General features: G+C 70.6%; 11 protein-coding genes. 1 reads left to right on the top strand and 10 read right to left on the bottom strand.

The annotated features are described in order from the left end of the window. Window positions 1–181: 181 nt before the first annotated feature. Entirely contained in the window at window positions 182–1,288 is a 1,107-nt protein-coding gene (proB, locus tag AQJ54_RS07955; protein WP_062235445.1) for a glutamate 5-kinase, read from the bottom strand. Between the two features lie 277 nt (window positions 1,289–1,565). On the opposite strand from proB, the gene AQJ54_RS07950 reads away from it, so the two are divergent. Further along, the gene (locus tag AQJ54_RS07950; protein ID WP_062237022.1) at window positions 1,566–3,602 is read left to right on the top strand and encodes a hypothetical protein; all 2,037 of its coding nucleotides are present in this window, start codon (window positions 1,566–1,568) and stop codon (window positions 3,600–3,602) included. Between the two features lie 3 nt (window positions 3,603–3,605). Here AQJ54_RS07950 and AQJ54_RS07945 read toward each other — a convergent pair whose 3' ends face one another. From AQJ54_RS07945 to rfbC, 9 genes are all read right to left on the bottom strand, one after another. Then, window positions 3,606–4,799 (bottom strand): glycosyltransferase family 2 protein, encoded by a 1,194-nt coding sequence (locus tag AQJ54_RS07945; protein WP_062027641.1) that lies wholly within the window; start codon window positions 4,797–4,799, stop codon window positions 3,606–3,608. A 109-nt stretch (window positions 4,800–4,908) separates the two neighbouring features. After that, the gene (locus tag AQJ54_RS07940) at window positions 4,909–6,957 is read right to left on the bottom strand and encodes a CDP-glycerol glycerophosphotransferase family protein (RefSeq protein WP_243659735.1); all 2,049 of its coding nucleotides are present in this window, start codon (window positions 6,955–6,957) and stop codon (window positions 4,909–4,911) included. Window positions 6,958–7,068: 111 nt separating this feature from the next. Next, on the bottom strand, window positions 7,069–8,568 hold the full coding sequence (locus tag AQJ54_RS07935; protein WP_062027637.1) for a bifunctional cytidylyltransferase/SDR family oxidoreductase: 1,500 nt from the start codon (window positions 8,566–8,568) through the stop codon (window positions 7,069–7,071). Window positions 8,569–8,888: 320 nt separating this feature from the next. Then, entirely contained in the window at window positions 8,889–10,439 is a 1,551-nt protein-coding gene (locus tag AQJ54_RS07930; RefSeq protein WP_062027635.1) for an alkaline phosphatase D family protein, read from the bottom strand. A 202-nt stretch (window positions 10,440–10,641) separates the two neighbouring features. Continuing rightward, window positions 10,642–12,150: an FG-GAP-like repeat-containing protein gene (locus AQJ54_RS07925; RefSeq protein WP_062235438.1), complete on the bottom strand. Its 1,509-nt coding sequence runs from the start codon at window positions 12,148–12,150 to the stop codon at window positions 10,642–10,644. A gap of 154 nt (window positions 12,151–12,304) precedes the next feature. Beyond that, the gene (obgE, locus tag AQJ54_RS07920; RefSeq protein ID WP_062235434.1) at window positions 12,305–13,741 is read right to left on the bottom strand and encodes a GTPase ObgE; all 1,437 of its coding nucleotides are present in this window, start codon (window positions 13,739–13,741) and stop codon (window positions 12,305–12,307) included. Window positions 13,742–13,858: 117 nt separating this feature from the next. Continuing rightward, window positions 13,859–14,113 (bottom strand): 50S ribosomal protein L27, encoded by a 255-nt coding sequence (gene rpmA, locus AQJ54_RS07915; RefSeq protein ID WP_015660411.1) that lies wholly within the window; start codon window positions 14,111–14,113, stop codon window positions 13,859–13,861. A 14-nt stretch (window positions 14,114–14,127) separates the two neighbouring features. Continuing rightward, window positions 14,128–14,448, bottom strand: coding sequence for a 50S ribosomal protein L21 (rplU, locus tag AQJ54_RS07910; RefSeq protein WP_007381993.1), 321 nt, complete (start codon window positions 14,446–14,448; stop codon window positions 14,128–14,130). 206 nt (window positions 14,449–14,654) lie between these two features. Then, the gene (rfbC, locus tag AQJ54_RS07905; RefSeq protein ID WP_062027630.1) at window positions 14,655–15,248 is read right to left on the bottom strand and encodes a dTDP-4-dehydrorhamnose 3,5-epimerase; all 594 of its coding nucleotides are present in this window, start codon (window positions 15,246–15,248) and stop codon (window positions 14,655–14,657) included. Window positions 15,249–15,254: the final 6 nt, after the last annotated feature.

The following is a 15,254-nucleotide window of genomic DNA, read 5'->3' as shown; positions in this document are numbered from 1 at the left end:
GGCCTCCTTCAAGCACAGATCGACCCCACGGGCCGGGCGGAATGTGTCCCTGGGACAAAGTTGAGCAGGCCGCAAGGGCTCGCGGGGCGATTTTGCGGAACGTCCACCTCAGGGCGACGCCCTTGGCAGGGCGTTCACCCCGTTTTCGGGCACACCGCCCCCGAAAGGCACCGGGTGGCCCTCAAGGGTGCAGGATCACCAGATCGTCCCGGTGGACGACCTCCCGCTCGTACGCCGGCCCCAGTTCCCGCGCCAGCTCCCGCGTCGAGCGGCCGATGAGCCGGGGCATCTCCTTGGCGTCGAAGTTCACGAGCCCGCGGGCCACCGCGCGCCCGGCGCCGTCCCGCAGTTCGACGGGGTCGCCCGCGACGAACTCGCCCTCGACGGAGGCGATCCCTGCAGGCAGCAGCGACGTGCGGCGATCCACGACCGCCTTGACCGCCCCGTCGTCCAGGGTCAGCGACCCCTGGGGGGTGGACGCGTGCTGGAGCCACAGCAGCCGGTCGGCGGAACGCTTGCCGGTCGGGTGGAAGTACGTGCCGGTGTCGCCGCCGGACAGCGCCTCGCCCGCGTGGATCGCGCTGGTCAGCACCACGGGGATGCCCGCGGCGGCGGCGATCCGGGCGGCCTCGACCTTGGTGACCATGCCGCCGGTGCCGACGCCCGCCTTGCCCGCGCTGCCGATCTCGACGTCCGCCAGGTCCTCCGGACCGCGCACCTCCGCTATCCGCGAGGTGCCCGGCTTGCTCGGGTCGCCGTCGTAGACGCCGTCGATGTCGGAGAGGAGGACGAGCAGGTCGGCGTGGACCAGGTGGGCCACCAGGGCCGCGAGCCGGTCGTTGTCGCCGAAGCGGATCTCGTCCGTGGCGACGGTGTCGTTCTCGTTGACGATCGGGAAGGCGCCCATCGCGAGGAGCTTGTCGAGGGTGCGGGAGGCGTTGCGGTGGTGGGCGCGGCGGCTCATGTCGTCGCTGGTCAGCAGCACCTGTCCGACCCGGACGCCGTAGCGGGCGAAGGAGGCGGTGTAGCGGGCGACGAGCAGGCCCTGGCCGACGCTGGCGGCGGCCTGCTGCCGGGCCAGGTCCCGCGGGCGGCGGCGCAGGCCCAGCGGGGCGAGTCCGGCGGCGATGGCGCCGGAGGAGACCAGGACGATCTCGCGCTCTCCCCCGCTGCGGCTCTTGGCGAGGACGTCGACGAGCGCGTCGACCCGGTCGGCGTCGAGGCCGCCGGAGGCGGTGGTCAGCGACGAGGAACCGACCTTGACGACGATCCTGCGGGCCTCGCCCACGGCCTGCCTTGCCCCTGCCACCTTGTGTCCTGCCCCCTCGCGCCACTGTGGGTACCTCGCCCGCAATGTACGCGAAGGGGACGCGGTGACGCGCGCCCGTCCAGTCCCCGGACCCGAACCGGACGGACGACCTGGCCGCCGCATCCCGCCCGTCGCCCGCATACCACCTCCCCGCCCCGCCCGCACACGTACACGCGCGTGTCGTCCGTAGCTCGACTCGCGTTAACCAAGGCGTCCGTCTCGCGACGACCCTGGAGTGACCCCCGTGCGAAAACCCCTGTCCCGCCTCCGCTCCGCGGTGCGGCTGCCGGGCCGGCAGACCACGACGAGAGTCCTCGTCGCCGCCGTCCTGGCAGCCGCCGTCGTCACCCAGGCCGTCGCCGCCCTGCGTCCGCACGTCCCGCTGCTGCTCGCCGCGACCGCCGCGTCCTGGGCCGTGGAGGGCGTCCTGCACCGCTGGCAGCGCGGCATGGTCTCGCTGTTCGCCAAGTCGCACGCCGACATCACCGTGCGGCACGTCCTGCGCGACCTGCTGCTGGTGCTCGGCCTGCTGCGGCTGACCCCGGAGGACGAGGAGACGGCGTACACCGTCCTGGTGGCCGGTCTGCTCGCCTTCTACGCCCTGCACTGCGCGGTCCAGGCGGTCTCCGTCCTGGTCCGCCGCACCCGCACCCTCCCGGTGGTCACCCGCAACATCGACGCCTCGGCGCTCCGCCTCACCCCGGCCCCGCCCGCCCTGCTGCGCCACCCCGGCCCCCGCCTCCTGGTCCACGGCCTGCCCGCCACCGCCGGCCTGCTGGTCACCGCGGCCACCGGTGAGCCCCGGTGCGCGGCCTTCGGCATCGCGATGTCCCTGGGGCTCGCCCTCATGGGCCTCGCCGACCTTCTCGTACGACTGCTGCCGAGCCGTCGGCCGGCGGGCGAGCAGGAGGTGCTGGAGTGGTTCGACGCGTGGCTGGCCGAGTACCGGCCGACCGTCGGCCTGTACTTCTCCGGCGGGGTCTCCTCCGCCTACCAGGCGAACATGTGGCTGGAGCCGCTCGCCAAGGCCGGCGGGAAGCCACTGATCGTCCTGCGCGAGCGGTTCATGATGCAGAAGATCGCCGCGACCGACGTCCCGATCGTCTGCCTGCCCAAGGTCTCCACGCTGCTGCGCCTGGAGCAGTCCACGCTCCAGGTCCTGATCCACCCCTCGAACTCCGGCAAGACCTCGCAGGTGCTGCGCATCCCGACGATCAAGCACACCTTCGTCAACCACGGCGAGAGCGACAAGCTGTCCTCCTGCAACCCGTACGCGAAGGCCTACGACGAGGTGTGGGTGGCCGGTCCCGCCGCCCGGGAGCGGTACGCGGCGGCCGAGGTCGGCGTCGAGGACAAGGACGTGGTGGAGATCGGCCGCCCCCAGCTGGACGCCGTACGGCCGTACGCGGGCCCGCCCACCGGTCCCGTGACCGTGCTGTACGCGCCCACCTGGGAGGGCTGGGACGGCAACCCCGGCAACACCTCGGTGATCGCGGCGGGCGAGAACATCGTGCGGGCGCTGCTGGCGGACCCCGGGGTCCGGCTGCTGTACAAGCCGCATCCGCTGACCGGCTCGGTGGATCCGCGGGCGGGCGCGGCGGACCGGCGGATCCGTGAGCTGATCCGGGCCGCGAACCGGGAGCGGGCCGGGCAGCGACCCGCCGACGACGGCGAACTCGTCCGTTGTACGCGGGAGTTGGACCGGCTCACCACCACCGGCTTCCGGGCCGCCGCCGACTCGGTCGAGCGGATGCTGCTCCAGTCCACGCCGGAACCGGGCCGCGCGACGGCGCTCACCCGGGCCACCGAGGCCTGGGAGCGGGCCTACTGGGCCTCGCTGCCCGCGTGGGAGCACCAGGTCGTCACCGACGCCCGGCCGACGCTGTACGCCTGCTTCAACCGGGCCGACCTGCTGATCAGCGATGTGTCGAGCGTGGTCAGCGACTTCCTGGCGAGCGGCAAGCCGTACGCGGTGGCGAACACCAGCGGGCTCGGCGAGGAGGCGTTCCGGGCCGCGTTCCCCACGGCGGGAGCGGCGACCGTGCTGACGCCGGACGCGGTGGGCGTGCCGGGGCTGCTGGATGCCGTACGGCAGCCGGAGCGGGACGAACTCCGCTCGGCGCGGGCCGAGTTGAAGCGGCGGCTGCTGGGGCCGGACGAGCCGTCCGCGCAGGAACGGTTCGACAGGGCCGTACAGGCGCTCGCGGCGGCGGCGCGCAGGCGGGGGTTGCCGGGGCAGCGCCGGGAGCAGGAGACCGTGTCGGCCTCCGGGAGGCTCACGCTGCCGGGATGAGGCTCACGCTGCCGGGATGAGGACCCTGCGTGCCTTGCGGACCGCCCGCCGCAGCAACTGGTCGACGCCGACCTCCCGGTAGCCCGACACCTCCCGGGCCTCCCGCGGCTCGGCCAGGTAGAGCGAGTCCGGCAGGCCCGTCGCGCGGTCCCGGAAGTGCGGGTAGGCGAAGTACACCCGGCGGCCGCCCTTCTCCAGCACCGGCTCCGGCGTCTTCGTCGTCCTCATGAACTCCAGGACCTCCAGCAGGAGATCGGGGCGTTCCGACGCGACGAACTGGAGGCGCAGGCGTTCGTGGACGCGGAGGCGGTGGGCCACCTCGCCCGTCCAGTGGGCGTCCATCAGCGGCTTGGCGAGGGCCAGCTTCTCCCTCCGTACCGCCTCGCTGTCCTTCAGGAACTTCGGGCCGAACTGCGGGAGCAGGGTGACGAGGAAGGGGCGCACCATCAGGGCGTCGCGCCGGGCGCCCGCCGGGACCATGTCGGCGATCAGGTTCATCAGGGCGCGCGCGGAGTCGAAGCGCAGGGTGTGGCTGCCGGTCTTCGTGACGTGCTTGCCGTCCTCGCGGCCCACCAGGTAGTAGCAGGTGTGGTCGGCGATCACGGAGACGCCGTCGGCGCGCAGATAGGCCTCCATGGTGAACAGCGCGTCCTCGCCGGTCCACAGGGACTCGTCGAAGCGCATGCCGTGCCGTTCCAGGAAGGCGCGGCGGAACAGCTTCTGGGCGCTCAGCGTGAACTTGATGTTCGAGGAGAAGACGTCGGTGCGCTCCAGCGTCCGGCCCCACATCGAGGTCGGCGGCTTGCGGTTGACGCCCTCGACCCGGCCGAGGACGACGTCGGTGCCGTTGCGGTCGGCCATCGCGACCATCCGCTCCAGCGCCTCGGGGCCGAGCCGGTCGTCGGCGTCCAGGAAGAACACGTACCGGCCGGTGGCCTTGCCCAGACCGACGTTGCGCGGGCCGCCGGGGCCGCCGGAGTTGTCCTGCCGGATCACCATGACGTCCAGGGGCGTGCGGGCGGCGAACTCCTCCAGGTACTCCCCCGTGCCGTCCGTCGAGCCGTCGTCGACCGCGATGACCTCGATGCGGTCGTGGCCGAGGGTCTGCGCCTCGACGGAGTCCAGGCAGGCCACCAGGTAGGGCATGGCTTCGTACGCGCCGACGACCACGGTCACGTCCGGCTGGGCAAGGGACACTGTTCCCCCTAGGCACGGTGGGTTGTTCCGATGCCCAGGGATACGCAGGAACGGCCCGGTTTTCGGGGATCACCACCGAAAACCGGGCCGTTTCTTTACCAACCCGAGGTCAGACCACGGTCTCCGCGGCCGAGGCCGCCGCCCGTGACTCCTGGCCGACGTTGCGCGCCTCGGCCTTGATCGCGAGGTTCGCCACCGCGGTGTTGAACTGCTCGATGGAGGTGGGCTCGTCGGGGCCGAGCAGGTACTGCCTGAGCTCCACCCGGTCCTCGGCCAGCGGGTCGCCCGCCGGGTCGCGGACCGCGTCCAGCAGCCCGCCGAGCTCGGAGGCCTTGTTGGACAGGATCGTGGCGGCCCGCACCGCGGTGTTCTGCCGCTTGAACTCCTCCACGCCGAGCCCGGCGGAGTCCGTGACCGCGTACGGCTTGCCGCTCGCGATGAAGTCGGAGACCACGCTGGAGATGTCGGAAACCATCGCGTCGGAGACGTTGAAGCAGTCGTACAGCCGCGGCTCGGAACCGGTGATCACGCGGTGCTCCCACACCGGGAAGGAGCGCCAGTAGGCGTCGTTCCACTCGCCGCGCAGCCGGGCGATCTCCTCGTACCTGGCCACGTCGACCACGCCGTCACGGGTGGCCTCGGCCTCGTCGCCCTTCTCACCGCCGCCGCTGCCGACGAGGACCGTGAGCCGGGCCTCGATCCGGGCCAGCTCGGCCTTGGCCGCGGCCACCGCGGCCGCGTCGGCCTGGAATCGGGGGTCGGCGGCACGCTCGGCCGCCGCCTTCTCGATCAGCGCGGTGACCTTGTCGTGCGCGGCACCCGCCTTGGCGAGGACCGTGCCGGTGAAGGGGTGCGGCTTGTAGAGGACACGGACCGGCGGGTCGGCCTTGAGCAGCTTCTTCACGATGTTCTCGCCGGCCAGCATCAGCGAGGTGTTGCCCGGGTCGCCGTCCCAGCCCTCCCAGGTGGGCGCGTACAGCACGGTCGGCATACGGCCCTCGGGCACGCCCTGCCAGTCCTGGATCGGCGCCAGCTGCGGGCGGCCCACCTCGACGATGTCCTCGTCGCGGACGCCGACGTCGGCGATGGCGTAGCGGTCCCGGCCGGCCCGGCCCGCGACCCACACCTCGTCGTACGCCTTGCTGAACGGGTTGACGCTCGCCAGCTTGTCGCTGTCGCCGTGGCCGATGAAGACGTGCTTCATGGTGGGCACGCGCAGCAGGTGGATGTTCTTGCCGACGTTGGCCGCGTACAGGGCGACCCGCACCGAGGACAGGTCCATGTTCATCAGGTGCACCCCTCCGGGCACGCAGATGACGGGGACCGTGGTGGGCGCGAGGTTCTGGAGGATGACCCGCTCACGCAGCAGGATCAGCGGCTTGGAGTCCAGCTGCTCCATGGTCTCCAGCCACATGTTGACCTGGTAGGCGGAGTCCTTGGAGCCGGAGAAGTACAGCACGGTCTCCGGCTTGTAGTCGCGCAGCCACTCGTCGACCTTGGCGAGCACCTTGTCGGCGTTCGGCGGGACCTTCTTGCCCCGCACGTACGGCATCAGCGCGACGACGTACAGGGAACCGAGCCCTATGGTCACGCCGATGCCGATGAAGCCGGGCGTCGCGGTGTCCAGCTGGGCGGCGACGAGTATGCCGACCACGGCCGCGAGGTCGAGGTGCAGCATCTTCTCGGCGGACCGGTTCAGCAGGCCGAACCGCGGGGCGTCCGGGATGCGGATGCGGGAGGCCAGGTCGACGTTGCGGGTGGCGACCGGGAGCCGGCGGCGGTTGCGGATCAGGGTGACCAGCGCGCCGTGCGGGGCCTGGAGGCCGTAGAACGCGATGAAGCAGGCGGTGGCCCCGTAGAAGATCAGGTTGTTCGAGAGGTCGAGCCGGGCCAGCAGCAGGATCAGCAGGAGCTCTCTGATCAGGAAGCGGATCGACAGACCGGCGCGGACCTTGCTGAGGCGGTTGATCAGATAACTGCCCTGGCGGTGCAGATAGTGGTCCGCAAGGTACGTGACGGCGGTCGCGGCCGCGAAGGCGGGGACGCTCGGGATGAGCGCGGCCACCATTATGGCGGGGAATCCCGCCAGCATGAGGACCGCCGCGGCCAGCTCGGCCGCACTGCCCACCCGGGCGACGCGAATAGCGGTGCTTATCACTGAAAACCTGCTCTGGGAGGGATGCCGGTTGTTTACGGATTCAGGCCCCTGCGAATGCACCATGAACGGGCAGCCACAGAGGCCTGAATTACGGGAGTCTATTTGCCTTGATTATGCCACGCCGTCCTGGCGGTCGAGGACGCTGGCGAGCGCCGCCTCGAAACCGGAGGCCGTGCCCGCGGAGGCCGTCGGGTCCTGCTGGCGGACGTCGATGACATGGCCGGTCAGCTCGGAGAGCAGCACGTCGAGCGAGGTGCGGGCGACCGCCTCGGAGGAGAGCAGGGTGCCCGCGGGCTCCTGGCCGAAGGCCTTGGTGCGCATGGGGGTGGCGGTGCGCTCGGGGTTGATGCAGTTCACCCGGATGCCGTCACCCGCCCATTCGTCGGACAGGGCCTGCGTGAGGTTGACCATCGCGGCCTTGGTCGAGGAGTACAGGCTGTACTCGGCGCGGCCGCGGGTGTAGCTGCTGGAGGTGTACAGCAGCAGCTGGCCCTTGGTCTCCGCCAGGTACTTGTAGCTCGACCGCGCGATCTGCACCGGGGCCAGGTAGTTGACCTTCAGCGCCTCCTCGATGGTGGCGTTGTCGGTCTCCGCGAGCTTGCCGATGCGCAGCACGCCGGCGGTGTTGACGACGTAGTCGATGCGCCCGGTCTCGCCGTACGCCTTGGACAGCGCGTCGTCGACCTCCTCCGGGTTCTCGACGTGGGTGCCGGTGGTGGAGCGGCCCAGCGCGTACACCTTCGCGCCGTAGGACTCGGCGAGCTCGGCGATGTCCTTGCCGATGCCGTAGGAGCCGCCGAAGACGACGAAGGTCTTGCCGGTGAGGAGCTCGCGGTAGGCCTCGTCGCCGTTCTGCTCGGGGGCCGCGGTGGAGGCGAGCTGGAAGAGCTTGTCGGCGATGAAGACGTCGACGGGCTGGGTGACCTTCATGTTGTACTCGTCACCGGCGACGACGTGGATCGGCACGTCCGGCAGGTACTTGAGCACGACCGAACAGTCGTCCGTGGCCTGGAAGTTGGGGTCACCGGCGGCGACCTCGTAGGCCCGCTTGATGGTGGACAGCTTGAAGGCCTGCGGGGTCTGCCCGCGGCGCAGCCGGGAGCGGTCCGGGATCTCGGTGATGAACTCGCCGTCCTCGCCGTGGGTGCGCGTGACGATGATGGTGTCCGCGGACGGGATGGCCACGTCGACGGCCTGGTAGCGCTCCAGGGCGGCCACGCAGTCGTCGATCACGCGCCGGCCGAGCAGCGGACGGACGGCGTCGTGGAACAGGACGTTGAGGTCCTCGCCCTCGGCCAGGCCCTCGCCGAGGGCCTCGATGGCGCGCTCGGTGGTCTCGTTGCGGGTGGAGCCGCCCTCGATGATCTTCTTGACCTTGGTGAATCCAGCCTTGGCCACGATCTTCTCTATGTCGGGCACATAGCCGGGCGCCATCAGGACGATGATGTCGTCGATGGAGTCGGCCTTCTCGAAGGTGGTCAGTGTGTGCTCGATGACTGCCTTGCCGGCGATCTTCAGCAGCTGCTTGGGGATCGAGAGACCCACGCGCTGACCGGTGCCACCGGCCAGGATCACTGCGGTGGTACGGGGCTTGGCGATGTGCTGGGACACAGAAGACCTACCTCGGGGCGACAGGGAACGGGGAAATGGTCCCACTTGCGGTTACCGCAGTGCAAGGTGACCGCCGTTCACCGCATATGTACGCGCTACCTGTCATTCATCTTGCACTGCCGGTGACGGGGATGTTGTCGGGGGCAGGCGTCCTCGGCACCGCGAAGAGGAGACCGGGATCACTTACGGCCCGCGCCCTCGTGCCCCTTTACCAGGGAATTCCTTGTGAAGATTCCGCAGCTTTTCGGTCTCGGCGCGGGCAAGAGAACGAAAGAGGAGCGTGGTCCACGACGAGACCACGCCCCCCTCACGAACCGTCCTCAGACGAGCTGGACCCCGGGCTCGCCCTCCTCCACCCGCAGCTGGGCGATCGTGCTCGGCGTCGCCTGCGGCCGGACCACGGTGTCGACGACCCTGACCTGCGCGTCGATGCCGAACCGGTCGATGTCGAAGAGGTGGTAGCCGCGGTGGGCGTCGATGAACTTCCAGTGCGGGTTGTCGGCCTTCAGCGGGTCCCACTGGGCGTGGAAGGCGGCCTGGTCCTGGTCGCCGTTGCTGGAGATCGACGTGCCGACGAACTCGGCGCCGACGACGTCGGACGACGGGTCGGCGTAGTCCGCCTTCAGGTCGCTGATCATCGTCAGATGGCGGTCCCCGGAGAGCACGACCGGGTTGCTCACGTTCCGGAACTCCTCCAGGAGGGCGTTGCGCTCCACCTGGTAGCCGTCCCAGGCGTCGTAGTACCAGAGCTTGCCGTCGCCGGGCAGGATGTCCGTCTCGGCCATCATGATCTGCGAGGCGACGAGGTTCCAGCGGGCCGGCGAGTCGGTCAGCCCGTCCAGAAGCCACTGCTTCTGCTCGGCGCCGAGCATGGTGAGCGCCGGGTCCTGGGCGGCGGCCTGGCTGGTGACCTGGTCGCTGCGGAACTGCCGGGTGTCGAGGACGTTCAGCCGGACCAGGCGGCCGAACTCCAGACGCCGGTACATCTGGATGTGCGGCCCGTTCGGGACCGCCTCGGCGCGTACCGGCATGTGCTCGTAGTAGGCCTGGAAGGCCGCCGTGAGCCGGGCCACGAACGCGTCGTGCGGCTGCTTGTCGGGGTCCTGCGGGATCTCGCCCGCCCAGTCGTTGTCGACCTCGTGGTCGTCGAAGGTGACCACCCAGGGCACGTTCGCGTGCAGCTCGGCGAGGTCGGGGTCGGTGCGGTACTGGGCGTACCGGTTGCGGTACTGCGCGAGGGTGTACGGCTCCCCCGCGCCCTCGTGCCGGCGCGGACCGGCCGAGGACGGCGCCGACTCGTAGATGTAGTCGCCGACGAAGAGCACGACGTCGGGGTCCTGGTCCAGCATGTCGGCGTACGGCGTGAAGTAGCCGTTCTGCCAGTTCTGGCAGGAGGCGAGCGCCACCCGCAGGGTGCCCATGGTGGTGTGCTCGGCGGGGGCGGTGCGGGTGCGGCCGGTGCGGGAGAGCTGGCCGTCGGCGCGGAAGCGGTACCAGTAGGTGCAGCCCGCGCGCAGGCCCCGTACGTCGACATGGACGCTGTGCCCGTATTCGGGCAGGGCCTGGGCGGTGCCCTGGACGACGGCCTTGGTGAAGTTCTCGTCCTCGGCGAGCTGCCAGTCCACGCTGACGACTCTGTCGGGCATGCCTCCGCCGTTGAGCGGGTCGGGGGCGAGCCGGGTCCAGAGCACGATGCCGTCCGGCAGCGGGTCGCCGGAGGCCACGCCGAGGCTGAACACGCCGTCGGGCAGCGGGGTGTCCGCAGCGCGCGCGGTGGCCGGCAGCCACAGCTGGGCGGAGGCGGCTGCGCCGAGCAGGGCGGCGGATGCGGTCAGAAAGCGGCGTCGGCCGGGCGATGCTGCTCCGTACATGGGCGAACTCCCTTGCGTCGCTTACCTCGTGGACACCCTGGAAGCTCACGCTTCGGGGTGATCCGGGCGTTGAACCAGGGTGTTCGCGTGCATGACAAATAGGTAGACAACAGAAGAGCCGTTGCGACTCGGAAATCACATGATGAACATGACTCCGGCGCAACGGCCTTCAGGACACCGCCGACTGACGATCTTTTGGTTTCTAGTTGGCGAAGCCCGAGCCCAGACGGGCCTTCGCCGCGGTGGTGCCGAGGAGCGTGTGGCCGAACGTGAACGTCCCGTTCGGCCCCAGGATGGTGGCCGGAATCGGTACTCCTCCGGGCGAGACGACGTGCTCCCCCTTGGAGCGGAAGGACCACACGGACCCCGCGCTCGCGTTCTCGCCGGGCGCGCCGACCGAGACGTCGGCCAGCCCATCGCCGTTCGCGTCACCCGCATGGACGGCTCCGCCGAAGGCGTCGCCCTTCTCGGAGGCCCCCGGCACCCCCGGACTGTCCTGCGTGACCACCTGGTGGGAACCGACACCGGTCAGCCCGCCGGCCCCTCCGCTCAGCACGACGACCGAGCCCGCGTCCTTGACGGAGTTCGGGGCGGTGGCGGGGCCGAGGTCCTCGCCGGGCACCCCGGTGACCACGTCGAGGTATCCGTCGCCGTTCACGTCCGCGAGCTGCACGTCGGTGCCGAAGCGGTCGCCCTTCTCGGCGGTGCCGGGCACCCCGGGGCTGTCCTGGTTGACGGCCTGCTCCGCCACTCCGTCAGGAGCGCCCGCGGTGCCGGGTATCCAGGTGACCCGGCCGCCCTTGGCCCGGTAGGCGTCGTAGTCGCTCGCGTAGCCGTCGACGGCCCGGCCCACCACGATGTCGGCGTAGCCGTCCCGGTTCACGTCCCCGACGGCGAGGTTCTCGCCGCCCTGGAGCGTGGCGCCGTCGATGTCCCAGACCAGGGTCCAGTCCGTGAGGCCGTCCTTGGTGCCCCACCAGTACGCGGTCCGCCGGGAGTCGAAGTTCTCGCCGGTCTGGGCTGCCACGACGTCGGTGATCCCGTCGCCGTTGAGGTCGCCGACGTCGAGGTCGAGGACCGTGCTGGGGTACCGGTCCTTCACCACCTGGCGCTCCCCCCTGGCCGAGCCGGAGCGGGTGAAGGGGCCGCCGGTCGCCACCAGGCCGTACTGGTCCACCGCGGTCAGCAGATCGAGCGAACCGTCCCCGTCGACGTCCCCCACCGCGAGGTGGCCCTTGCTGCCGAGCGCGTCGTGGGCCCTGCCGGAGGCGAGGGAGGCGCCGCCGGACAGGCCGCGGGGGCCGCCCCACAGGACCTGCACCAGGCCGGACCCGGCGTTCTCGCCGCCCACGCCCACGACCAGGTCGGTGTATCCGTCCCGGTCCAGGTCGCCGGTGGTGAGCGCGCTGCCGAACCGGTCGCCCGCCTCGGAGCAGCCCGGAACACCCGCGGTGTTCTGGCTGAACACCCGCTTCGTCGAGGTCTTCAGACCGCTCGGCGAGCCGTACAGCACACCGACGAACCCGGCCTTCGCCCGCCCGGCCACGGTTCCGTCGGGCGCCCCCACCGCGAGGTCGGCGTACCCGTCCCCGTTGAAGTCGTCCCGCACCTGGTGAGGTGCGGCTCCCGCGGCGGTGGGCAGAGCGACCGCACCGCCGAGCGCCAGGGCCACGGCAAGCGCCGTACGCCACCCTCTTCGTTGAACGCGCATGCCGCATCCCTTCTGTGACGGTCGTACAGATGTGCCCGGTACGACTCACAGGAAGGGCGGTTGGTTGTCCTGCAGTAGGCCAGGACGTCGGCCGGCGGTGGGGCAGACGTCGGCCGGCGTTCACCCGGGGACCGGGGACGCCGGCCGGTCGGCTCTAGAAGGGCTCGAAGTCGTCGAACTCCTGGGAGGCCTCGTCCCGTTCGGCCTGCTTGTCGCGGCGGCGCTGGGCGGCCGGGCGGGGTGCCTCGAAGCGGTGGTCCTCGCCACGCCGGCCGAGCATCTCGGCACCGGCCATGACGGTCGGCTCCCAGTCGAAGACGACCGCGTTGTCCTCGGGGCCGATGGCCACGCCGTCGCCCGAACGGGCGCCCGCCTTCATCAACTCCTCCTCCACACCGAGGCGGTTGAGGCGGTCGGCGAGGTAGCCGACGGCCTCGTCGTTGTTGAAGTCGGTCTGCCGCACCCAGCGCTCCGGCTTCTCGCCGCGCACCCGGAACAGGCCGTCCTCCTCGCGGACCACGGTGAAGCCGGTGTCGTCCACGGCCTTGGGCCGGATGACGATCCGGGTCGCCTCCTCCTTGGGCTTCGCGGCCCGCGCCCTGCCGACCAGGTCGGCGAGCGCGAACGACAGCTCCTTGAGCCCCATGTGGGCGACGGCGGACACCTCGAAGACGCGGTAGCCGCGCGACTCCAGATCCGGCCGCACCATCTCGGCGAGGTCCTTGCCGTCCGGTACGTCGATCTTGTTCAGGACGACGATCCGCGGACGGTCGCCGAGGCCGCCGTACTCCCGCAGCTCGGCCTCGATGATGTCGAGGTCGGAGACCGGGTCGCGGTCGGACTCCAGGGTGGCGGTGTCCAGGACGTGCACCAGGACGCTGCACCGCTCCACGTGCCGCAGGAACTCGAGGCCGAGGCCCTTGCCCTGGCTGGCGCCCGGGATCAGGCCCGGCACGTCGGCGATGGTGTAGACGGTCTCGCCGGCGGTGACCACGCCCAGGTTCGGGACGAGGGTGGTGAAGGGGTAGTCGGCGATCTTCGGCTTGGCCGCGCTGAGCACCGAGATCAGCGAGGACTTGCCGGCGCTCGGGTAGCCGACGAGGGCCACGTCGGCGACGGTCTTGAGCTCCAGCACGATGTCCTGGAGGTCGCCGGGGACGCCGAGCAGCGCGAACCCGGGGGCCTTGCGGCGGGCGGAGGCCAGCGCCGCGTTGCCGAGGCCGCCGCGACCGCCCTGGGCGGCGACGTAGGAGGTGCCGTGTCCGACGAGGTCGGCGAGGACGTTGCCCGCCTTGTCGAGGACCACGGTGCCGTCCGGCACCGGCAGGACCAGGTCCTGGCCGTCCTTGCCGGAGCGGTTGCCGCCCTCACCGGGCTTGCCGTTGGTGGCCTTGCGGTGCGGGGAGTGGTGGTAATCGAGCAGCGTGGTGACGGACTGGTCGACGGTGAGGATCACATCGCCGCCCCGGCCGCCGTTGCCGCCGTCGGGTCCGCCGAGCGGCTTGAACTTCTCACGGTGGACGGAGGCACAGCCGTGACCTCCGTTACCCGCGGCGACATGCAGTTCGACGCGGTCCACGAAGGTGGTCATGGTTCGGTGCCTCCAAAAACGGTACGAGTACTACTTCAGTAACACGCGAAAGGCGGACCCGCCTTCCCACCAGGGAAGTGAGGTCCGCCTCGCGAAAAGTTCGGTCTAAGCGTGAGCTCAGGCGACCGGAACGATGTTCACGACCTTGCGGCCACGGTGGGTACCGAACTCCACCGCACCGGCGTTCAGCGCGAACAGCGTGTCGTCGCCGCCACGGCCGACGCCCGCACCCGGGTGGAAGTGGGTACCGCGCTGGCGGACCAGGATCTCGCCCGCGCTGACGACCTGACCACCGAAGCGCTTCACGCCGAGGCGCTGAGCGTTGGAGTCACGACCGTTACGGGTGGACGATGCGCCCTTCTTGTGTGCCATCTCTCCTCAGTCCCTTACTTCGCAGCCGCGGGGATCTCAGTGACCTTGATCGCCGTGTACTGCTGGCGGTGGCCCTGACGACGGCGGTAGCCGGTCTTGTTCTTGTAGCGAAGGATGTCGATCTTGACGCCCTTGTGGTGGTCCACGACCTCGGCCTGGACCTTGATGCCGGCCAGGACCCACGGGTCGCTGGTCACAGCGTCGCCGTCGACAACGAGCAGGGTCGAGAGCTCGACCGTGTCGCCAACCTTGGCAGTGGAAATCTTGTCAACCTCAACGATGTCGCCGACAGCAACCTTGTGCTGGCGACCACCGCTGCGCACGATGGCGTACACGCGGATCTCACTCTCTCGCTCGGGAACGGCACCCCCGCAGTCCAGCCGCCCGGCAGAGCGAACGGCCTCTCCCGGCCAGAACAGCAGACCCGAGAGGAAGAGGTTTACGGGGATGTGGCGTGTCACCAGTGGACACGCCGACGGTCAAGAGTACGGGGCCTCGGCCGAACGGGTCAAACCGGGCCCCGCCTCGTTCAAACCCCGGCTCAGCCGCCGAGGCCCTGCCGGTAGGCCACGCACTCCTCGTAGGAGGGCAGCAGCCCCTGCTCGCGCGCCTCGGCCAGGGTCGGCGCCTGCTCGTCCTTGGGGGACAGCAGCGGTTCGATGCCCTCGGGCCACTCGATGCCGATCTCCGGGTCCAGCGGGTGCACTCCGTGCTCGCGCTCGGGGGCGTACCCCTCGGAGCACAGGTAGACCACGGTGGCGTCGTCGGTGAGCGCCATGAACCCGTGACCGAGCCCCTCGGAGAGGTAGACGGCGTGGTGGTCCTGGTCGTCCAGGCGGACGATCTCCCACTGGCCGTAGGTCGGCGAGCCCACCCGGATGTCCACGATCACGTCGAGGACCGCACCGCGCACGCACTTGACGTACTTGGCCTGCCCGGGCGGCACGTCGGCGAAGTGGATGCCGCGCAGGGTGCCCCGGCTGGAGATGGACATGTTGGCCTGGGCCAGGCTCAGCGGGTGACCCGCCGCCTCCGCGAAGACCGGGGCCTTGAACCACTCGTGGAAGCTGCCGCGGCCGTCGGGGAAGACCTTCGGCTCGAACACCCAGGCACCGGAGATGGAAAGGGGTCGCATCGCGGT

This window comes from Streptomyces griseorubiginosus (assembly GCF_001514195.1).
In the GTDB taxonomy this organism is placed as follows: Bacteria; Actinomycetota; Actinomycetes; order Streptomycetales; family Streptomycetaceae; genus Streptomyces; species Streptomyces griseorubiginosus.
The sequence above is the reverse complement of the archived record's forward strand: the minus strand, read 5'-3'. Positions and strand labels throughout refer to the sequence as shown.